Source organism: Marivivens niveibacter, from assembly GCF_002150005.2.
GTDB lineage: Bacteria > Pseudomonadota > Alphaproteobacteria > Rhodobacterales > Rhodobacteraceae > Marivivens > Marivivens niveibacter.
Window position 1 is genome coordinate 744,529 of the sequence record NZ_MSPP01000001.1, and the last position, 22,649, is coordinate 767,177.

Here is a 22,649-nt window from a genome sequence, read left to right on the forward strand (position 1 = left end):
TGCTCTTTACTGTAGGTATTGAACGGTTTTGATAACCGTGATCGGCGTTCCGCGTTGTGCACGTGCCGCCCGTTTGATTGCGGTTTCAACCATATCCAAACGATCCAACGCGACGGCGTCGCTGTCGGTCGAAGACAGGATATAAACCAGTTCGATTTGCGATGGCTGGCCAGACAGATCAGCGACGAATGTAGCGATTGCTGAGCCCAATGGTTCTGGCAATTGGTCGTCGTCGCCAAAAGCGTCACTGGTCAGCGCGATCTGCACTGGCACCAATGGGCCTACGGCAAAGTTCATCTCGGCCGCCATGCCAGCCGTCAAACGCAGGCTGCGCGGGTTTTCCGACAAAACGCCCACGCCCTGAGGCAAGCTGCGGGTATCCAGTTCGATGGTGAAATTCGATCCTTCGCTGCGGGGCAGGGCCGCACATGGAACGTGGAACCGCCCGAAAGCATCGGTCGTAATCAACAGACCGTTCTGGGTCGCAATACGCGTGGCTGGAACGCCTGCTTCGCCTTCGGTTTGGCGGTTGTTTCCATCTGTGTCGATCCAGACTTTGCCGATGACATCGGAACAATCAAACACGCCTTCGGGTGTCATGCGCAGGGTAACGGTGCCAATGGTCGAAATCCGTTGGCCGGCTGCATTTTCAGCAAAGGTTCGGTTAACGATTTCCGCGCCATCCGACAGGGTCTGGGTCACACGGGCGTTGAATGTCACTGTCGCGCTGTTGCCCGCAGAGATATCAACACTGTCCCAAGTCAGGTTGGATCCGACCATGTCTGGTTCACGCGCCGCGCCATTGACTGTGGCGGATCCCGGCACATAGCCCAGACCGTTTGGCATGCGGTCCACCAATACAATGTCACTATAATCGCTGACCGAATTGTTGGTGAAATCCAGTGTGAAGGTCACAACATCACCCGCACCAACGGTTTCGCGGTTGGCGGTTTTGGTGGCTACAAACAAATCGCTTGGGCCAAATGCGATGACCTCGGGGTCGTTCGTTGTGTTGCCATCGGAGTCATCTGTGTCGTCAGATACGTCTGACACAATGGCGTTGTTTTGCGTCGCGGCGGATACATCGACTGAAGCGCTTAGAACGCCCGTTTCAATAATTGTATCTGTCAGGGTCGCCGCGACCGAATAGGTCCAGATTTCACCGGGTGTGACCAAACCATCGTTGTTGGCATCGCCGTCCACGTAGGCTGGCACAGCGGCAAAGCCTGATGCACTGCCTGTGCCGTCCCACAGGGTTTCGTCAAACGACACTGCATCCAGCGACACGTTTCCTGTGTTTTCAACAGTGATGACGTAGGGAACCAAAGTGCCCGCAGCGGCGGTTTCGGCAAAATCTGTCGATAGGGTTGCGTTCAACACTGGTGCAGGGGCGATGTACAATTCGGTCGGCGTATCACCACCTAATGTTGCATCGTTGTCTGACAGGTCAAACAGCGTCGCTCCAGTAGGCGAGGTTGCAGTCGCGGTGATCTGGTTTTCCAGCCCGGTCGCATCGACGTCTGCCTGTGTCAGGACGTAAGTCACCTCGTAAGTGGCGGTCTCACCCGGAACGATAGTGCCTTCGGCCGATCCGAAATCAGAGGTGACGTAGGTCGCTGTGATCCCCGAAATCGGCGTGCCATCGGCGCGGGTCATCGTATCGACAAGCGTGACGTTCGACAGCGTGACATTGCCAGTGTTCAGGGCATAGACGTCAAAAGTGACAGGATCACCGGCCTTGTCGCCCGATTGACCAACCAATTTTGTGATGTCCATTTCTGGCGCAGGGGCAAAGCGTGTGATTGTCGGATCATCGGCGGTGTTTCCATCCGCATCATCCCCGTCATCTGAGACATCAGACACGGTGACATCATTTGGCGCAGTCATGGTGACCGTTGCTGTGTTTGAAATGCCGCCTGAATCTATGTCTCCTTGGGTTAATGTATAGGTTACCGTCCACGCCAACATTTCAGACGGCGCAATTGGTGCAGCACCCGAAACCAGCGTCGGCGTCACCGCAATCGCATCGCCGTTCAAGCGCGTCATCGTGTCGGCTATCACAGGGGCATTTAGGGTCACGTTGCCGATGTTGCGCGCAGTGATGGTGTATTCCAAAACATCGCCGACTGCGGAGCCGGCGGTGGTCACGGTTTTTATGACATCCAGTGCAGGGCCAGCCACGAATAATGTCTCGGTCGGATCGTCGGCGGTGTTGCCGTCGGTGTCATTTCCGTCATCAGAGGTATCCGACACCGATACCAATTGCGGCGACACGGCTGTCACATCGACAGAGTTAAACACTCCGCCCGCATCCAGATCGGTCTGGGTCACGGTGTAACGCGCGGTATAAATCCATGCTTCGGTTACATTAAGTAGTCCATCGCCGTCATCGCCCGCCACATAGGCGAATGGCGCATCCAGTTGCACGGCGGTGTTGTCAACGCGCTGCATTGTATCGGTTAGCGCGATATTCGACAGCGTGACGTTGCCCGTGTTTTCCACCGTGAGGGTGTAGGTGATGACTTCGCCTGCCACAGGTGCGACAGCGGATGCTGTTTTTGTGGCTTCCACCGCTGGTAACTGGTCTGGGCCATCTGTCACCAACGTGGCGCTATCACTCACGTAAGTGCCCAGTTGGGTCGCGGCAGTGACCGATGCTGTGTTTTCGATATCACCCGCATCAACCATTTCTTGGATCACTTGGATGCTGAAACTGCACGGCGCCGATACGGCATTTGGCGCAAGCGTTTCGATCGTGCAGGCCAGATTTGGCGCCATTGGATCGGTTATCGTCACATCAAACATCGTGACGTTTCCAACGTTCTGCGCCGATAGCAGATAGGTCAGTGACGATCCCACAGCGCCAAATTCATTCGGTGTTGCGGTTTTGGCCAATGCAATCGCCGGCGACTGCGCGGGCAGAGTGACGTTCGCCGTGGCCGTTGCGGTGAGCTCAGATCCTTTTGGCGTCACTGCAGATGCAGATGCCGTATTGGTCAGTGTCCCTGCATCCAAATCCGACTGTGTCACGGTATATGTGCCGGTGCATTCAAGCGCCTCGGTCGGTGCAAGTTCGGCCCCTATCGACGCAGCGGTCCCGCCGACCGTACAGGTCAGCGCGTCAATCATTGGATCATCAATTGTGACCGCGCGCAAAGTGCGGTTGCCGTCGTTGAGCGCTGTGATTGTAAATGTCACAACCTCACCGACAGCCGCCACCACAGTGGGATTTGCCGTTTTGGTCAGGCTTAGGTTCGCCCCACCTGCGGCAGGGACAGTAACTGCCTGTGGGTCCGAAACAACTTCGTCATTTTCTGCGCCATACTGGGTCGAGGCATAGGCCTGATTGACGACCTCGCCGTTATCCAGATCAGACTGAACGACGGGGTAGGACCCATAACAGGTTGCTGTATCACCCGGCGCAAAGGTTTCATCGCCAGCCGTTGCGGTCCAACAAGTGATATCACCAATCAGCGGATCAACGATGATTACATCACGCACGAACGGGCGCGTGCCTGCGTTTTCGACTGTAAAGGTGTAATCCAGAACGTCACCAACCGCCGCAAATGTTGCGCCATCTGCGGCCGTTTTTGTCATCGACAGGGCAGGGACTGCGGCCTCTGGGATGCTGACCGTGGTGCCTAGCGACGACAGATCGCCGCTTTGTGCCGTAGCTAGGTTGGTCACCACGAACAAATCAACGTCGTCTGCTGTCACCACATAATCTGCAGAACAGGTGATCGACTGGGCAGGCGCCAAACCACCCGCAGGTAATGCAGGGCAGTCCACAGTATCGATGCGGTTATCAGCTACCGTGATCGGGTCAGTCAGGGTCGTGTTGCCAGTGTTGGTAACGGTATAGGTATATTCGATGATCGCGCCGACGACGAACTCTTCTGCGGGGACTGGCTCCACTGTTTTCACGATGTCGATGTCTGGCGTTTGGATGGCCGGTATTGTCACGGTGTTTGACGTGGCAGGTGTTCCGACCTCGGCCGATGCGGTCGCTGTATTTGCAACGGACCCTGCGTCAATGTCTGCTTGGGTCACGGCATAGCTGCCCGAACAAGTCAGCGTATCGTTTGGCCCCAACGGGCCAGCCCCGCAGGTCAGCGATCCGCCTGCATTTTCAATCAACGGGTCGGATACCGTAAATGGACCAGTCAACGTGATGTTGCCTGTGTTGGTCAGGACAAAGCTATAGTCCAGAACATCCCCAACCGTGTCATAGCTGGCCAAAGACCCAACCGCGCGCGATTTTGCGATTGTGATGGCTGGGGCCGCGGCGATTGTCAGTGTTGCAGGAGTGTCCGCTTCGTCATTGACGATTTGCCCGCTGGGCGCTGCGCCTTGGGCTATGACGGTATTGGAAACACCACCTGCATCTACATCGGACTGCGTCAGGGTATAGGTCGCCAAATAGGTCGCCGTTTCATTTGGCAACAACGATGCAGGACCAGAGCCCAGATCCGCGCCCGTAAAGGTCGGCCCAGAGGTCAGCGTCAGAACAGTGCTATCAGCGCGGGTTAGCGTATCAGTCAGCGCAATGGCCGTTAGCGTCACATTGCCTGTGTTTTGGACCGTGATTGCAAACTCAGCCGTTTCGCCTGCGACTGATACCGCGTTGGTCAGAGTTTTTTCGGTTTCGATAGATGGCAAGGCAGTGATGTCCAGCGACGCAGGTTTGTTACCCGGTCCTGTACCGTCATCCGAAATATCCGATACCGTCGCGCCAGCAGGCGTTGTGGCAGCTACGGTTGCGCTGTTGTTGATACCACCTGCATCAATATCGGCCTGCTGCAATGTATAGGACACGGTATAGGTCCAAACCTCACCCGTATCGATTTCGCCGTCAGTGTCTGTATCGCCGCTGACATAGGCGGGCGCTGCATCTGTTGACAACAACGCACCGTTTTTGCGGGTCAGTGTGTCGGTCAGAACCGGATCAGACAAAGTCACATTGCCTGTGTTTTCGGCTGTGATTGTGAAAGTGACCGCATCACCTGCAATGGGGGCAACCGGGGCGTTGCTGACGGTTTTTAAAACCTCGACCGCGCCAACAGGTGGCAGATCAACAATGGTTGCGTCATCATCTGCCTGCGTTGCGCCAGTGACGTCTGACACGATAGAGGCGTCAGGGGCCGTGCCGCTAACTGTAGCGCTGTTTTCAATGTCACCGGCGTCGACGTCGTCTTGCGTCAGGGTGTATGTCGCCACAAAAGTAAGGTTTTGCCCCACTGGCAAATCAATGGTCGCCGCATCGCCGCCCAGATATGCGCCGCCTGCATCATAGGTAATAGTCGGAGCGCCGCCCGTACCGCTAAAGGCGGTTTCTGTGACGTTGATATCAAACAGCGTCACATTGCCCGTGTTTGAAACTGTAAAGGTGTAGTCGACCGTATCGCCTGCATCTGCCCGTCCATCAGTACCAAAATTGGTTGTGGCGGTTTTGATGCCGCGAATGGCGGGGCTGCGTGTACCGGTGACTGTCGCGTCATCAATAGCAGTGGTTGTTGCGACTGGAATTTGTGTCGATGTGACTTCGGCGACGTTGGTGACGAACCCCGCGTCAACGTCGTCTTGGGTGACTGCGTACGTGGCCGTGCACAAAACGAAATCGCGTGGGGCCAACCCCGGTGCAATAGCAGGGCAAGTCACCGTTCCGATTTTGTCGTCAGAAATGACAGGTTGGGCTGTCAGGGTTACGTTGCCCGTGTTGGCCACGACATATTGGTAATCCAATGTATCTCCAACTGCGGCAAATCCCGTGTCCAACGCGGTTTTTTGCAACGTGAATTCCAGAATGTGGTCTGGGCCACGCGCGAAAACGCTGTCAGAGACCGATTGTTCTGTGCCGGTTGGATGTACAGGCAAATAGGTTGCAGTCGCCGTGTTCGTGACACCGCCGTAATACGGCGCTGGGCCGTTTTCGGCGTCGATGTCGGCCTGCGTAGCTGTGTATGTATAGGTACAGCTGTTATCGGTGTCCGTTGGTGACAGCGTGCCAATGTCGCAGGTTCCTGGAACCAGATCATCTGTGATGGAAACATCGGCCAGGGTCACATTACCAGTGTTTGTCACTGTGATACGGTACTCAATGTCTTGACCAACAGCACCAAAGGCAACGCCGCCGATCACGGTCGATGTGATCTCTTTCGTGATGGTCAGGTTCGGCGCGGCGGGTTCGACGGGCTGATTAACGGTCGAAGACGCCGTGATGGTAACGCCCTTGGGGTCGTCACCGCGTACGGTTGCCGTGTTGATAATGGTCTGTGCGTCAATGTCGTCTTGGTCCACGGTATAGGGCGCAGTACAGGTCCAGCTATCCCCCACAGACATCGTTTGCGGCATGGTTACAGGATTGGTGCCGTCGGTACAGGACAAAGCCAGCTCGGGCATGTTATCACTGACGATCACATTGGACAGCGTCTGGTTGCCGGTATTCTGAACCTCAATCGTAAAGGTGACCGTGTCACCAACCGCAGGGAACGCCGTAGCATCGCCCGTTTTTACGATCGCAAACGCAGGCGCACCCGCAGTTGTGATGGTTACATTGTCAGGGGCGGAAACAACGCTCAGCTGGTTTGTGCCGCCATAGGTGTAGACCGTATCGGCATAGGCGTCGTTTGAAAGTTCTTCGCCGTCCAAATCTGCCTGCGTGACAGAATAGGGTGCGGTACAGTCAAAACTGTCACCAACGGCAAAGTTGCCATAGGTCGCGGTATCGCGGCAGATAAAACTGCCGATCTTGTTGTCGATGACGTTGATGTCGCCGTTCAGATCAGCTTTGCCCGTGTTTGTCACTGTGTAGGTATACGTAATGACCTGCCCCAAGGTGTCATAGGTCACAGCATCCGCTGATTTCGCGATCGACAAAGCGGGCGGGTAAAGGACAGGATCGTTAGGATAAATCACCGAAGTTGGTGGGGATTCAATCGCGGCCCCGTCAAATGTACCGGCACTGGTCGCCACATTCACAGTAGAGCCCAAAGAAATGTCGCCATCTGTCACCACATAGTTCGCAGTACAGCTGGTGGTCGCGGCAGGGGGCAGTGATCCAGCGGTGCCACAAGAGATGGTCCCGATTAGGTTGTCGGTCACACTGAATGGCCCATCAATCGTGACGTTGCCGTTGTTTGTGATGGTGTAGGTGTAACCAATCGTTTCGCCCGCCGAATACAGGGGCGGGGTCGTTGTGACCTCTTTCAAGGTCGTCAGCGATGGGGTTTGCCGTGCGGTTACGGTGGCGGTATCCGTTGCTTGATAGGTCAGACCATCAAATATGGTTTGGGCTGTGCCGATGTTTGTAACCGATCCCGCATCAATTGCGGCCTGATCTGCTGTCCAAACCAAGGTGCAAGTGCCGTTCGCGCCGGGTGCTAAAGTGCCGGGATTACAATCAACGCTACCTGCAGGGATTTTATCGTCGGTCACCGTGATCGGATCGGTCAGGGTCACATTGCCTGTATTTGTTACGCGGTATTCAAATGTCACCGTGTCACCAACAGCGCCATAGGTCGACGCGGATGTTTCGGCCACATATTTAGCCAACGCAATTGCGGGGTTTTGTCCGGCTGTGACTGTAGCGTCATCTGAAACGGTCAGCTCTTCGCCTTGATCGCTGGTTGTCGCGGTCGCCGTATTGGTAAAGCTACCGCTATCCAAATCTGCCTGAGTGACCTCGTAGGATGCGGTACAGACAAAAGACGCGCTGGGCGCTAATCCAGCAGCAGGGACCGCTGCACAGGACAAGGTATCAGCCAAAGGATCGCTGACATCAAACGGGCTGGTCAATGTGACATTGCCGGTGTTCGTGACGGTGATGGTGTAATCAATCGTATCGCCAACTGCCGCGTAATTTGGTGTATCAGCGGTTTTATCAATTGAAATCGCTGGCGCACGCGCTGGGCCTGTGGACAGGACTGATGCGGTATCCGACACAACAGTTGTGTCAGGCGCCGAACCAGAGGCCGTTACCGTATTTTGAACCGATCCTGCGTCGACGTCCGCTTGGGTTGCGGTGCGGCTGACCGAAAACGGTGTTGTGTCAGCGCATTGTGTCACGGTCTGCGATGGCGCAATGGTGCCAACCGCGCAGCTGAAGCCCAGCGCCGGATCATTGATCGTCACATTCGTCAGCGTAACATTGCCGGTGTTTTCAATGCTGAACGTCCATGTCAGCGTGTCATTCAGTGCGAAATTTGCAGGGCCGGATTTAGTCACATCGATTGACGGGGTGGAAGTCGGGCCATTGGCGGTCACTGATGGCGATTGATCAGCGGGTGCGGTCACGCCTGCGGGGGCGTCAGCAGAAACGGTTGCCGTGTTTGTATAGCTGCCCGCGTCAATATCGGACTGCGTGACGCTATGGGCCGCACTACAGGTCGATGTGTCAATCGCACCTGGTGCCAGCGTGCCGATAACGCAATTCAGGCCTAGCTGAGCATCGGACACGGTGACATTCGACAGTGTCACATTGCCGGTGTTTTCGACGGTAAAGCCAAAGTTCAGTGTATCGCCGACCGTGGTGTAATCCTGATCGACTGTTTTCACAGACGTAAAGCCCGCGTTTCGGCCAGCCACGGGCAGAGTGATCGTGTCTGTTTCATCTACCGCCAACTGTGCCCCAGACAGCGTTGCGTTATTCGTCAGGCTGCCAGAGTCAAATTCCGACTGGCTCACAACATGCGCGAAACGACAGCTGTTGTTGGTGGCTGAGGGCGCAAGAGTTGAAATGGAACAGCTCCATCCGCTGTCCAACGCGTCGGTCAGCGATAGGTTGTTTAGCGTGACGGTTCCGGTGTTCGTCACAGCCAATGTGTAGATGATTTGTTCGCCGACTTGGGTGATTTCAGCAATATTGGCCGTTTTGTCCAATGTGGCCGCGGCGACCTGCGCCCCTGCGGCGGCGTTTGCGATGACGGTATTCGACGGTTCGTTCAGCGCCGCGCCCGATGGCGTGCGGGCGGCAACGGCTGCGGTGTTGGTGATTGTGCCCGAATCCAGATCGGATTGGGTGACAGTATAATCGCCCGAACAGGTCATCGCAGCAGACGGCGCTAATGTCGTGGATGGGCAGGAAATGTTTGTGATCAGCGGATCGGTCACGGCGATTTGGGACAGCGTTTTGTTGCCGGTGTTCGTGGCTGTTAGGCTATAAGTCAAAACCTCGCCCTTGGCGGTAAATTCGGCAGGGCCCGATTTCACGATCGAGATCGAAGGCGCGCCATTCACCGAGATTGTGACAGTCGAAGGGGCCGAACTAAAGGTCGATCCATTGTAGCTGGTTGAAGCGATCGCCGTGTTTGTGATGCTATCCTGATCAATCTGCGTTTGCGTTGTCGTTAACGCGCCCGTGCAGTCAAAGCTTTGCCCTGCAAGCAACGCAGCGGGCTGCGATGAACAGTCAACGCCGCTGATAAGCGGGTCATCAATGGTGATCGGCTCAGTAATGGTTGCTGTGCCTGTGTTTGTGACGGTGAAGGTGTAGTTAACCGTTTCACCAGCCGATGAAACCGAAGCCACATCAGCCGATTTGACCAAAGAAATGCCGCCATCAAAATTTGGGGCGACGGTTTCACTATCTTGGGCTGACGCATCGCCATTTGCGTCTTGGACGGTTGCGACATTGGTCACAAAGCCTGCGATCTGATCTTGGGTCGTTATCGTGTAATCGCGGCTACAGCGGATTGATGCAGTGGGGGCCAGGTTGCCCGGGTTACATTCGAACGTACCGATTTTATCGTCCACAACCGTGATAGGACCAACCAACGTGGTGTTGCCGGTGTTTTCGACATCAAAGGTGTACGTGATCGTCCGACCTGCAACAAACTGCGGCGGAGGCACATTGCCAGCGGTTTTGTCCAAACTGATCGCAGGGTTTTGTTCGGCGTTGACCGTGACCTGATCGGAATTCGATTGCACGGCTTCGCCCAACGTGGCGGCTGTGCCGCTGGCATAGGCGGTATTGGTGATGGCCCCAGCGTCGATATCATTTTGAGTGATCGCCGTTTCCGTTGCCGTACAAACAGTGGTCGTTGACGGCGCAAGCGATGTGACGGGGCAAGTCACCGCGAGCCGATCATCGGTGACGGTCAGGTTTTCAATCGTGACGTTGCCACCATTGGTGACGGTGTAATCGTAATCGATCGTGTCGGTCGTCGCCGCATAGGTGGTGGCCGATCCATCGTTCAGAGATTTATCGAGCGTTAACAGTGGTGTACGCGTTGCTATCAACGTGACACTGTCGGTCTGGCTGGCTGATTGACCTGCAACCGAAATGGATGCTGTTGCCGTATTCAGCAATGATCCTGCATCCAGATCAGCCTGCGTAATCGCGTAGGTCGCATTACAAGTAACCGTCGCACCGATGGCTACGCCGCCTGTTGGGCAATTCACAGGCGCGATGCTGTCGTTGACAGTTGGCGCAGATGGCCAAGCCACGTTGGACGTGTTGGTCACATCAATCGAATAGACAATGGTTTCACCAACGGCAGAGTAGCTGGTCGCACCCGTTGATTTGTCGATGGTCAGGGAAATCTGCGGCGCGGATGCTGCAACGGTGGCCGTGTCGGTCTGGCTGATCGTGGTCCCAAGCGGTGTATCGGCACGCGCTGTTGCTGTGTTCGTGATTGGGCTGCCATTCACCGCCGTTTCAAATTCGGACTGGGTGACGGTATGCGCCTGCGAACAGGTCAGATCATCGCCGGGTGCCAGCGATGCTGCGATACACGAAAGCGACGGGAGTTTCGGGTCTGTCACCTCAACATTGGTCAGCGTGACATTGCCGTCGTTCGTGGCGCTCAGCGTGTAGGTGATGATGTCACCCGCTGCGGCGATCGACGCGACATCCGCAGTTTTTTCAAATGATAGGACAGGCGTGCGCGCAGGGCCGGTGATGGTGACGGTATCGCTGACGTTGCCCAAATTACCATAGGTCGGCGTACCCGATGCGGTTGCGATATTGGTGATTTCACCAGCGTCAATGTCGGCTTGGGTGACGACGTAGGACCCTGTGCAGGTCGCAAACTGCGCGGACCCACTGCCGCTCGTTGTGGCGTCCACGGTCGTGGTGTCGCAAGTAACCGACGGGATTTTGTCGTCGTTTATGGCGATGTCGGTAATCTGTACCGATCCGATGTTGGTTACTGTGTAGGTGTAGTTCACCGTTTCGCCAATTGCGGCATAGCTGCTGCGATCTGCGGTTTTTTCAATCTCGTACCCTGGGGCGACGGTGATCAGATCGTTATTGCGGATGTTTTCGCCAGCGCTGAAATCCCAATAGTTATCGTTGGGATCGCGGTCGAAAACTTGGGTCGTGGTCTGGCCCGTCGATAGGATCGAATTGGCCAGAGCCGGGTCTGAACTTGAAAACCAACCTGTGCTGATTGCGCGGTCTGAGAATCCGGATGTGAACCCGTAGCTGACTGTTCCTGTGGTGTTCGTGGATTCTGCGGTCACGTCGGACCAATTACCAACGTTGTACCCGTTCAAAATCAGGAAAATATCGTCTTCGTCAAAGTTGCCGGGCGAGGTATCGCCGTCATCAGCGGTAAAGCGGATGTAAACTTGGGCAATGCCCCCGCCAAAATAGGTAGAGCAGGATGAGAAACCGCAATTCAGTTCAACGGGGTCGTTGATTGTAAACGGGTTGCCGCGAAATTGGCGGGGTCGACCGCGATTTTGGAACCCAACAAACGCGCCTTGTGGGTTGGAGAACTGATAATAGATGTTTCCGTTGTCACCGATAACGACAAAGGCCACGCCGCCAGCTTCGGGGTATTCTGACGGCAGGCTGATATTTGTGCCTGGGACAGTCATCGTAAAGGATGTGGCGGCTGCGTGGTCTGGCACAAACGATAGGGTTGCGAGTGCCATTGCTCCAAAAGCATGGAGTAGTTTTGTCATCTGTGTCCCTTGTCGTCCGACCTTGGCGTTTAAACTGTTGGCATACGCGGGGTCGGTCCGACACGCGCAGAAATCCTGAGTCTCTAAGTTATCTTTGCCTATGATTAAGTCCAGATCAGGTAGGGGGGAAATTCGGGCAGAACGTGACCGTATGAAGGTACGTCAGTGGCGCTTTGGAACTGCCTGCATAAACTTTCGATGCGATGGTGATCTGATGGTCATTGGAATTACAGGCTTGCGCCGTGCCTGCGGCTAGGGTGTACTTCGGTCATTAGATCAGAGGGTTACATGGCACAGTTAGAAAAACGCATTGCACAGGGCCGCGGGGACGAACCCGCTGATATCGTTCTACGAGGCGGTCAAGTTTTATGCGTCGTGACTGGCGCTATGATCCAAGGTGACGTTGCGATCTGCGGCGATACGATTGTCGGCATCGGGGCGGATTATGATGGCGCGCGAATTATTGATGTAACGGGCCTGATTTTGGTTCCGGGATTTATTGATACCCATCTGCACATCGAAAGTTCACTGGTGACGCCGTTCGAATTTGACCGCTGTGTTGCGCCGCGCGGGGTGACGACCGCCATCTGTGATCCGCATGAAATTGCAAATGTCATCGGTCTGGAGGGCATCCGGTATTTCCAGTCGGCCAGCGAACGCACGGTCATGGATATCAAGGTGCAGCTATCGTCATGCGTGCCGTCTAGCCATATGGAAACGGCAGGGGCGACGTTGCTGGCCGATGACATCGCGCAGGTTATGGGGCACCCGTCTAACATCGGGCTGGCAGAGTTCATGAACTACCCCGGCGTTATGTTCCGCGACCCTGATTGCATGGACAAAATTCGCCTGTTCGAAGGCGCGCATATCGACGGGCATTGTCCTCAGCTATCGGGCAAGGATCTAAACGCCTATGTCAGCGCGGGCATCCGCACCGAACACGAGGCAACAACCGCCGCCGAAGCCATCGAAAAGTTGCAAAAAGGTATGCGCGTTTTGATCCGCGAAGGGTCAGTGTCCAAAGACCTAGACGCGCTGCATTCGGTGCTGACGGATGTAACCTCGGCCTATTTGTGTCTGTGCACGGATGACCGCAATCCACTGGATATCGGCGAACATGGGCATCTGGATTACATGATCCGCCGCCTGATCGAATTGGGCTGTCCGCCGCTGGCTGTGTACCGCGCGGCGTCCTTGTCCGCTGCCGAAGCGTTCGGAATGAAAGACCGCGGTCAGATCGCACCGGGGAAACGGGCCGACATCGTTGCTGTTAAATCGCTGGCGGATTGCGATGCGCAATTGGTGTTGGCGGGCGGCGTAGTGGTGGATGATGCTGCCTTTGCCACGCGGGACATCATCGAACCTGTGGGTCGCAATTCCGTCAATTCGCCTATGGTGACCCCCGATATGTTCCGCCACGGCGGCAACAACCCAGAAACGCCCGTCATTGGTATTCTAGAGGGCAAGATCATCACAGAATACCTGACCCGCGATATTCCCAGCTCAGATGGCGACAAACGTCCCGATACCACCCGCGATTTGACCCGCATTGCGGTGATCGAACGCCACGGGAAAAACGGCAACCATGCGACGGGTTTCGTCAAAGGGTTCGGGATTAAACAGGGCGCGATTGCGTCGACCGTTTGCCACGATCACCACAACATCGCAGTGGTCGGCGCGGATTACGATGACATGGCTGTTGCTGCGAACCGCTTGGGCGAAATCGAAGGCGGCTTTGTTGTGGTTAAGGATGGTCAGGTGCTGGCCGAACTGCCGTTACCCGTCGCAGGTCTGATGAGCCTTGAGCCCTTTGAAACCGTCCGCGATATGCTGGTCGATCTGCGGTCCGCCGCGCGGTCACTGGGCGTCACGTTAGAGGAGCCATTCCTGCAACTGGCGTTCTTGGCTTTGCCCGTTATCCCCGCGCTGAAAATCACGGATCGCGGGATGGTGGACGTTCATAAATTTGAACTAATTTCCTAATTGCCTGATTTTTGTGCAAGATGCCTAATTTTGTGCATTCATTCCGTTGCGATCATATCCAATGGGGCGCAATGTTTGCGCCATCTTTCGCATCTTGGATCGCGGTGTCTTTGATTAGATGCGAATTGGGGGACAGATGTTAGACGCGCATCCACATGTATCTTTGCAACGGGCCAAAGGGCGGGCCATGGCTGCGTTTGGCGGCGGTGATAATCGTCTACGTGATCTGCATCAGTCCGGCAGCCTAAAGGCGCTGCTGCCCAAAAACCACGCGCCCGTGCCTGATCTGGTGCTGGTGAACACGGCGGGTGGCCTAACAGGCGGCGATCGGTATGCGGTGAATGTTACCGCGCATGATGGGGCATCGGTCACTGTTGCAACGCAAACTGCCGAACGCGTTTACAAAGCATCAACAGGCGTCGCCCATATGGATGTGACTCTGTCCGTTTCTGGCGGCGGTGCGCTGCATTGGTTGCCGCAGGAAACCATCCTATTTGATCACAGCGCGATCCAGCGGACCATCACCGCTAATGTGGACGAAAGCAGCCGTTTGCTGATTGTCGAACCGGTGGTCTTTGGCCGTCAGGCGATGGGCGAAACGCTGACGCAAACGCATTTTTCTGACCGCTGGCGCATTCGTCAAAACGGGCGGCTGATCCACGCCGAACAAACGCGCATTTCGGGCGATTTCGCAGCCTATCAGGGCATAGGTGCGTTGAATGGCGCGCGGGCGGTTGCGACCATTTTATATGTGGGGCCTGATGCGGTTGACCTGCTGGAAGCCGTGCGCAGTTACGGCATTCAGGCCAGCGCGTGGGACGGGCGAATGGTAATCCGTTTGATGGACGAAAGTCCTCGTAACTTGCGCCTGCAAATCACTGATTTTATGAAAAAATTCCGCGGCTGCGATCTGCCCCGCGTTTGGACAATGTAAGGAGGAAACATGAACCTTACCCCTCGTGAAAAAGACAAACTTTTGGTGTCCGTCGCGGCAATGGTGGCCCGTGGTCGTCTGGAACGCGGCGTGAAACTGAACCACCCCGAAGCTATCGCGCTGATCACCGATTTTGTGGTCGAAGGCGCGCGTGACGGACGGTCGGTCGCTGATCTGATGCAGGCAGGCGCGCATGTCGTGACCCGCGATATGTGTATGGATGGCATCGCCGACATGATCCACGACGTGCAGGTCGAAGCAACCTTTCCCGATGGGACCAAACTGGTCACCGTCCATCACCCCATCCGATAAGAGGTTCCCATGATCCCAGGTGAAATTTTCCCCGCTGACGGCGACATCGAACTGAATGTCGGGGCCGAGGTGACGACGCTATTGGTTGCCAACACGGGCGACCGTCCCATTCAGGTCGGCAGCCATTACCATTTTGCCGAAACCAACGCGGGTCTGGCGTTTGACCGTGACGCTGCACGTGGCAAACGTTTGGACATCGCGGCAGGCACCGCTGTGCGTTTTGAACCGGGCCAGGAACGAGAGGTCGATTTGATCCCTCTGTCCGGTGACCGCAAAGTGTTCGGTTTCAATCAAAAAATCATGGGGGACCTGTAAATGCCGGCCAAAATTTCCCGCGCAACATATGCTGATATGTACGGCCCCACAGTGGGCGACAAACTGCGTCTGGCAGACACAGACCTGATTATCGAAGTCGAAAAGGACCACACCATTTACGGTGAAGAGGTCAAATTCGGTGGCGGTAAAGTCATCCGCGACGGCATGGGCCAATCGCAGCGCACTCGCGCCGAAGGCACCGTTGATACGGTCATCACCAATGCGCTGATTATTGACCACACAGGTATCTACAAAGCTGACGTAGGTCTGAAAGACGGGCGTATTGCTGGCATCGGCAAGGCGGGCAACCCCGACACTCAGCCAGGCGTGAACATCATCGTTGGTCCCGCGACCGAAGCGATCGCAGGCGAAGGCCGCATTCTGACCGCTGGCGGGATTGATAGCCACATCCACTATATCGCGCCGCAACAATTTGATGACGCGCTGCATTCGGGCGTGACGACAATGATCGGCGGCGGGTCGGGTCCTGCGCATGGTACTTTGGCGACGACCTGCACGGGCACGTGGCACATCGGCCAGATGATGAAATCCTTTGACGGTTTGGCGATGAACACGGGCATCGCGGGCAAAGGCAACGCATCGCTGCCCGAACCGCTGCGCGAAATGGTGCGGGCAGGGGCTTCTGCTATGAAACTGCACGAAGATTGGGGAACCACTCCAGCGGCGATTGATTGCTGTTTGTCCGTGGCCGACGAAATGGACGTGCAGGTGATGATCCACACCGACACGCTGAACGAATCCGGTTTCGTGGAAAACACCGTTGCGGCGATGAAAGGCCGCACGATCCACGCGTTCCACACCGAAGGCGCGGGCGGCGGGCACGCCCCTGACATCATCCGCGTCTGCGGCGAACCAAACGTGATCCCGTCGTCCACCAACCCAACGCGGCCCTATACGGTTAACACGCTCGAAGAACACCTCGACATGCTCATGGTCTGTCACCATCTAGACCAGTCGATCCCCGAAGACGTCGCCTTTGCCGAAAGCCGTATCCGTAAAGAAACCATCGCCGCCGAAGATATCCTACACGATATGGGCGCGTTTTCGATCATCGCGTCTGACAGTCAGGCCATGGGCCGCGTGGGCGAGGTGCTGATCCGCACATGGCAAACCGCTGATAAAATGAAAAAACAGCGGGGCCGTTTGGACGCGGAAACAGGTGAAAACGATAACGCCCGCGTCAAACGCTATATCGCGAAATACACCATCAACCCTGCTATCGCGCACGGCATGTCGCGCCACATCGGCAGCGTCGAGGTCGGAAAACGCGCCGATCTGGTGCTGTGGTCGCCTGCGTTCTTTGGCGTGAAACCCGAAATGGTTCTGCTGGGCGGTACGATTGCAGTTGCGCAGATGGGCGATCCAAATGCGTCGATCCCAACGCCGCAGCCCGTTTATACGCGCCCCATGTTCGGCAGCTTTGGCGGTGGTCTGACCGCAGGCAGCGTGACGTTCGTTTCCAAAGCGGCGTTTGACGCTGGCGTCGGCGAATATCTGGGCAAAGAGGTTCTGCCAGTCGAAAACTGCCGCGGCATTGGTAAGGCTGATATGGTCCACAACAACCTGATGCCAAAGGTCGAGGTTGATCCCGAAACCTACGAAGTCCGCGCAGACGGCGTTTTGCTAACCTGCGAACCTGCCGAAAGCCTGCCGATGGCGCAGCGCTATTTCATGTTCTGAGGCTGCAATGACGACTTTGGAAATCCTAGCCGCGCGCGAATTGAAACGGGGGCCGATGCCGCCGACCGCATTGTCGCTGACGTTGACGTATGAGGATCGTTTTATCCGCCGCAAACGGCTAATCACCGATCAGGGCGAAGCCGTGCTGGTCGATCTGGCGGAGACAACTTCGATTGATCATGGTGACGCGCTGGTGCTGACCGATGGCCGCATGGTCACAGTTCTGGCCGCGAAAGAAGAATTGTTAGAGGTGCGCGGCGAAAACCTGACGCGTCTGGCTTGGCACATTGGCAACCGCCACACGCCGTGCCAAATTGGGCAGGGCCGTTTGTTGATCAAAGACGATCACGTGATGGCCGATATGCTGATCCGTCTGGGCGCAGATTTGGCGCGGGTCACCGAACCATTCACCCCCGAAGGCGGCGCCTATGGTCACGGGAGGACGCATGGCCACAGCCACTGATCTACTGACTCTGACGCAATGGTTTGGCGCGAACTTTCCCGTTGGCAGTTATGCCTATTCCCACGGGCTAGAGGCGATGATTTCAGATGAGGCTGTCACGGATAAAGACAGCTTTGCCAATTGGTTGCACGATGTTGTTGAGTTTGGTTCTGGGCGTCAGGATGCGATCCTTTTGTCGCTGGCTTATCGCGGTGATGCCGAACAGGTGGCTGAATTGGCGCTGGCCTTATCGTCTAGCGGTGAACGCCATTTTGAAACAACGCAACAGGGCCGCGCCTTTGGTCAGGTGGTTGCAAACGTTTGGGGCGACGCGCAGTCGGCGTGGCCGTTTTGCGTGACCGCCGGTGCCGCAGCGCAAACCCATGGTTTGCCATTGGAACAAACGTTGGTGTTTTACCTACAAGGTTTCGTCAGCAACCTATGCACCATCGCCGCCCGCGCGATCCCAATCGGCCAATCGGACGCGCAGCAGGTTTTGCGCGACATGGGGCCAGTGATCGAACGCATCGCGCAGGTGGCCCTAACCGCGACCGAAGACGATCTGGGCAGCGCAGCATTCGCAGGCGATATCGCCGCGATTGCCCATGAAACACAAACCGTGCGCATTTTTCGCACGTAGAATAGGACACGACATGACTTCACCTCATGGACCATTGCGGGTCGGGATCGGCGGGCCGGTTGGCGCTGGCAAAACCACGATGACCAAAGAGCTGTGTAAACAACTGGCGCATCGCTGTTCGATGGCGGTCATCACGAACGATATCTACACCCGCGAAGATGCCGAAGCATTGATGCGTGCGCAGGTTCTGCCACTGGATCGAATTCGCGGCGTCGAAACGGGTGGGTGCCCGCATACCGCGATCCGCGAAGATGCCTCGATCAATTTGGCGGCGATTGCCGAATTGAACGAAACCTTTCTCGACCTGGATCTGGTCCTGATCGAAAGCGGCGGCGACAATCTGTCCGCAACCTTTTCGCCTGAATTGGCCGACCTGACGATCTATGTCATCGACACCGCAGCGGGCGACGATATTCCGCGCAAGGGCGGCCCTGCGCTGACCAAATCCGACCTGCTGGTGATCAATAAACGCGATCTAGCGCCTTATGTCGGGGCCGATGTGGATCGCATGAACCGTGATGCCACCGAACACCGCAAGGGCCGCCCGTTTTTGTTTGCCGAATTGCGCAATGGCGTTGGCCCCGCAGAAATTGCCGATTTCATCATCCGCGAAGGCGGTCTAACCGTCCGCGATATGGCGGCTGAATAAGGCTTCACACAGCCGTGATCGTTTGCGGTGTGTTCGATGCAACTATCTTAGGGCGTGCTCGTATCCATTAGTATCTGCTAATGAATGGGGGCACTGCCATGCCTACTGAAGTTTCTTCTAATCAATTTTATCGCCTTGATTTTAGTTTGCTAGGTGCAGACCTTGGCGGGCTGACTAACCTGAACGTCGCTAATGATTTGGACCAGGTTTCTGGAACAATAAACGACCAAAATGGTGTAATTTCATCAGGGGCCGAAGCGAACGCAACCTTTACCCAAGACGGCGGAGAGCCGACCGAATTGACGTTCCTCGGTGCAGGGACGATCAGTTTGGTGTCCCTACTTGGTATCGAACTGTATCCGCGCGAGGTAATGTTGTTCGAGGCAGGTGGTGAATTCTTTCTTTTCGCACCAGATGGTTTGCCGCCGCTTTCATCTACTCAGTTTAGCCTTAACCTTGATGCAAACGCAGAGTTTGTTTTGGAGTCTGGTCCGGACGGTACAGTTGACGGTCTGGAAACCGGCGAAGTTATGGGGCTGGGCTATACCGACCGCCAAGGCGACCAGATCACCGATGGCGCGGACACAATTTTCGGCAATGGCGGCGATGACGTTATTCTGTCCGCTGGCGGCGATGATTTTGTTTACGGCGGCGATGGCAATGACACGATCACCGGCGGTGCTGGCGCAGATAGTTTATTCGGGGATCAGGGTAGCGATGTGTTCATCGGCGGCAATGATGGCGATGTCATTGCTGGTGGCGAAGATGCTGATGGGACCGATTTCGATACTCTGGACCTGACAGGCACGAATGTCGCAACGATCAATTATGCCGATGACACGCGCGAAAACGGCACTGTGGTTTTTGATGATGGAACCAGTTTGGTGTTTTCGGAAATCGAAAATGTCATTCCATGTTTCACGACCGGTTCGCAGGTCGCAACGCCAAAAGGTTTAGTTGCTGTCGAGGACTTGAAGCAAGGTGATCTGGTTATCACGCGGGATAACGGTATACAGCCGATTGCTTGGGCAGGGCAGCGCAGCCTGTCGCGCGCAGAGTTGGAGAAGGACCCAAAACTGCGCCCGATTTTAATCCCCAAAGATACCTTTGGCGAAAATCAGCCAGATCGCGACATTATGGTGTCTCCGAACCACCGATTGTTGTTGTCGGGGGGCGATGTTGAATTGCTGTTTGGCGAACACGAGGTGTTTTCAGCCGCAAAGTTTTTGGTCGGATTGCGCGGAATTAAAAGGGTCGCTGCGACTTCGGTTTCTTACGTACATTTCATGTGCGAACGACACGAGGTCGTATGCAGCGACAGTTTTTGGAGCGAAAGTTTCCAACCGGGCGACTACAGCTTGGGCGGTGTTGATGCGGCGCAACGCCGTGAATTACTGCAATTGTTCCCCGAGTTGAAAACAAAATCAGGGCTTTCTGCGTATAAAACTGCGAGGCTAGACCTTAAACGATTTGAGGCGAACAGTTTGTTGCGAAATTCGATCTAATTGGAATTGTTCCAATAGAGTGGGTTGTCGCGTAATTTGCGCGTCTAACCTACCCTTTTTAACTTTTGAGAGAGAGGCAATTTTGATTTAGATCAGAAATATTAAGAATAATTTTGTATCATTTGAGAAATTTTATTTCTGAACGGTCAATTCCCTAGGCGCTTGCCACCGCTTGGAGTGAATTAGCATAGACCCCCAATCCAATCCCAAAAATTGACGTATCATTCCATATCAGCCCGCTCGGTAATCAGCCGACATCGTGCCGGGTTCGTGATGCGCCATAAGGGAGGGATGAACTGTGGCACTCGTCAAAAAGAAATCAGCGAATGGTGCAGCCTCGGTCGCACGTGTTTCCAAAGGGCCAGCAAACAAGCAAAGCCCGAGCGTTGACCAAAAACGCCAGCATGCCCGCACGGTTGCAAAACAAAAACAGTCTGCCGACACAATCGCATCGGCCTGCGCAGAACTGAGTGCGGGCGTCCAAGAGGCCAGCGCGGCCACAGAAGAGCTATCAAACGCGATGTCGCAGATTGCGGCGGGTGCGGTACAAGCGGCGTCATCCTCGGAAGAAAGCGCTGCGTCGATGACGCAAGTAAACCGCCGTGTCGGCCTACAATCCGCGGCAGCGTCCAAATCGCTGGATGTGACGAACAAGCTGCAAACCCTGATCGCCGAAGCGGATACCAGCGTTGCTGGATTGATTGATAACGTCGACGTTGGCGCCAAACGTCAGTTGGCGTCGGTTGATCTGATGCGCGAACTGGAAAAACAGGCCCAGAATGTAATCGAAGCCGTCAATCAGGTGATCCGCATTGCCGACCAGACCAACCTATTAGCCCTGAACGCCGCGATCGAAGCGGCCCGTGCTGGTAAACACGGTAAAGGGTTTGCCGTGGTTGCCGACACCGTTCGCAAGCTCGCCGAAGCGTCAGAGCGGAATGCGACCGATATTGATGAACTGGTGCGCAACATCCAAGGCAAGGCCAATGTGCTGTCAGGCAGCGTGGGCGAGGCGGCCTCTACCGCCGCCGAAGAAGTTCAGAAATGCCGTAAGATCACGGATAACCTATCGGTCATCGCAGAGGACATGCGATCAATTCAGACTGGTGCGGAAACTCTGTCGGCGAATGCATCCGAAATGGGCGCTGCGGCAGAACAGGCGCTAAAGGGCGCCGAACAGGTTGCGGCCGCCGCCGAAGAACAATCCGCAGGCGCCGAACAAGCCAACAAAAGCGTCACGGATCAAGCTGAGGCGTTAGAAGAGGCTGACCGCGCATCAACCGAACTGGTTGAAATCGCCGAAGACCTAAGCACCGCCGCAGACATTGGGAAATCGTCCGAAGAGCTTGCCTCTGCGTCCGAAGAATTGGCGTCGACGATCGAAGAGTTGAACCGCGCGAGTACCGAAATTTCGACCGCTATTTCGCAGATTTTGGACACCGCATCATTGCAGTCCGCCGCGGTCGAAGAGGGCGTCGCGGGCATCGTTCAAATCGAAAAAAGTGCAAACGAGGCCAAGCAAAATTCCCAAGAGGCGCTTGCCAAAGGGAATGCCATCAGTGACCTGTTGATTGAAAATCGCGACGGCATCGGCGCTGTGATCAAAGGCGTGAGTGACGCGATGCAGACTGGTAAGCAGTCGGTCACCGAAATTCAGGAACTGGAAATCGTCAGCCGCCGCATCGACAAAATCGTGGATGCGATTGCCAACGTGGCGATCCAGACCAACATGCTGGCCGTGAATGGCGCGGTCGAAGCTGCCCGCGCTGGCGAGTACGGCAAAGGGTTTGCTGTTGTGTCGACTGACATTCAGAACCTTGCAGAAGACGCCCAAAAGAACGCTGACGACATTAAGGATATGGTCAAGGGCATTCAGGACCAGATCGTTATTGTGCGCAATGATTTGATTGAAACTGCAGAAAATTCGTTGGCCGAGGTCGAACGCGCCCGAGGGACGACAAAACTGTTGGAACAGGTCGCCGATGACATGGCGATTGTTCTGGAAGGTAACACCGAGATCCTCAATTCGAGCGATGAAATCCTAGAGGCTATCGCGACCGCACGGCAAGGAATGGAGCAGATCGCATCTGCTGCAGAACAGGCCCAAACCGCCGCAAATCAAGCCGCGATGGCTGCTGAAGAGCAACGCAAAGGTGCCGAAGAACTGTCCGCCGCAATCGACAACATCGCTGCGAGTGCAGACGAATTGCAGATGGGTTGATGTTCGCGCTGTAAGTAATTGAAATTGCAAAGGGTTAGTT

The 22,649-nt window shown here is 55.6% G+C and carries 11 protein-coding genes; 10 read left to right on the forward strand and 1 reads right to left on the reverse strand.

The genetic code is table 11. From position 1 onward, the window contains the following. Window positions 1–6 precede the first annotated feature (6 nt). On the reverse strand, window positions 7–11,907 hold the full coding sequence (locus BVC71_RS03650; protein ID WP_086450247.1) for a DUF7507 domain-containing protein: 11,901 nt from the start codon (window positions 11,905–11,907) through the stop codon (window positions 7–9). Between the two features lie 288 nt (window positions 11,908–12,195). On the opposite strand from BVC71_RS03650, the gene ade reads away from it, so the two are divergent. From ade to BVC71_RS03700, 10 genes are all read left to right on the forward strand, one after another. Next, complete coding sequence (gene ade, locus BVC71_RS03655) at window positions 12,196–13,890, forward strand: adenine deaminase (protein ID WP_086450248.1); 1,695 nt, start codon at window positions 12,196–12,198, stop codon at window positions 13,888–13,890. Window positions 13,891–14,026: 136 nt separating this feature from the next. Next, on the forward strand, window positions 14,027–14,824 hold the full coding sequence (locus BVC71_RS03660; RefSeq protein WP_165767718.1) for an urease accessory protein UreD: 798 nt from the start codon (window positions 14,027–14,029) through the stop codon (window positions 14,822–14,824). Between the two features lie 9 nt (window positions 14,825–14,833). After that, window positions 14,834–15,136: an urease subunit gamma gene (locus BVC71_RS03665; protein ID WP_086450250.1), complete on the forward strand. Its 303-nt coding sequence runs from the start codon at window positions 14,834–14,836 to the stop codon at window positions 15,134–15,136. A 9-nt stretch (window positions 15,137–15,145) separates the two neighbouring features. After that, the gene (locus tag BVC71_RS03670) at window positions 15,146–15,451 is read left to right on the forward strand and encodes an urease subunit beta (RefSeq protein WP_086450251.1); all 306 of its coding nucleotides are present in this window, start codon (window positions 15,146–15,148) and stop codon (window positions 15,449–15,451) included. Further along, window positions 15,452–17,152, forward strand: coding sequence for an urease subunit alpha (gene ureC / locus BVC71_RS03675; RefSeq protein ID WP_086450252.1), 1,701 nt, complete (start codon window positions 15,452–15,454; stop codon window positions 17,150–17,152). Between the two features lie 55 nt (window positions 17,153–17,207). Continuing rightward, window positions 17,208–17,615, forward strand: coding sequence for an urease accessory protein UreE (locus BVC71_RS03680; RefSeq protein ID WP_240516792.1), 408 nt, complete (start codon window positions 17,208–17,210; stop codon window positions 17,613–17,615). Further along, window positions 17,599–18,234 carry an urease accessory protein UreF gene (locus BVC71_RS03685; protein ID WP_240516766.1) on the forward strand — a complete coding sequence of 212 codons (636 nt, stop codon included), beginning with the start codon at window positions 17,599–17,601 and terminating at the stop codon, window positions 18,232–18,234. The genes BVC71_RS03680 and BVC71_RS03685 overlap by 17 nt, the downstream gene beginning before the upstream one ends. 13 nt (window positions 18,235–18,247) lie before the next feature. Beyond that, entirely contained in the window at window positions 18,248–18,883 is a 636-nt protein-coding gene (gene ureG, locus BVC71_RS03690; RefSeq protein WP_086450255.1) for an urease accessory protein UreG, read from the forward strand. 98 nt (window positions 18,884–18,981) lie between these two features. Beyond that, complete coding sequence (locus tag BVC71_RS03695) at window positions 18,982–20,388, forward strand: Hint domain-containing protein (RefSeq protein ID WP_165767719.1); 1,407 nt, start codon at window positions 18,982–18,984, stop codon at window positions 20,386–20,388. A gap of 298 nt (window positions 20,389–20,686) precedes the next feature. Beyond that, window positions 20,687–22,609, forward strand: coding sequence for a methyl-accepting chemotaxis protein (locus tag BVC71_RS03700; RefSeq protein WP_086450257.1), 1,923 nt, complete (start codon window positions 20,687–20,689; stop codon window positions 22,607–22,609). The last annotated feature ends 40 nt before the right edge of the window (window positions 22,610–22,649 follow it).

Coding starts and splice junctions, on each gene's coding strand:
- BVC71_RS03650 (WP_086450247.1), bottom strand. CDS start 11,907: ATGACAAAACTACTCCATGCTTTTGGAGCAATGGCACTCGCAACCCTA.
- ade (WP_086450248.1), top strand. CDS start 12,196: ATGGCACAGTTAGAAAAACGCATTGCACAGGGCCGCGGGGACGAACCC.
- BVC71_RS03660 (WP_165767718.1), top strand. CDS start 14,027: ATGTTAGACGCGCATCCACATGTATCTTTGCAACGGGCCAAAGGGCGG.
- BVC71_RS03665 (WP_086450250.1), top strand. CDS start 14,834: ATGAACCTTACCCCTCGTGAAAAAGACAAACTTTTGGTGTCCGTCGCG.
- BVC71_RS03670 (WP_086450251.1), top strand. CDS start 15,146: ATGATCCCAGGTGAAATTTTCCCCGCTGACGGCGACATCGAACTGAAT.
- ureC (WP_086450252.1), top strand. CDS start 15,452: ATGCCGGCCAAAATTTCCCGCGCAACATATGCTGATATGTACGGCCCC.
- BVC71_RS03680 (WP_240516792.1), top strand. CDS start 17,208: ATGCCGCCGACCGCATTGTCGCTGACGTTGACGTATGAGGATCGTTTT.
- BVC71_RS03685 (WP_240516766.1), top strand. CDS start 17,599: ATGGCCACAGCCACTGATCTACTGACTCTGACGCAATGGTTTGGCGCG.
- ureG (WP_086450255.1), top strand. CDS start 18,248: ATGACTTCACCTCATGGACCATTGCGGGTCGGGATCGGCGGGCCGGTT.
- BVC71_RS03695 (WP_165767719.1), top strand. CDS start 18,982: ATGCCTACTGAAGTTTCTTCTAATCAATTTTATCGCCTTGATTTTAGT.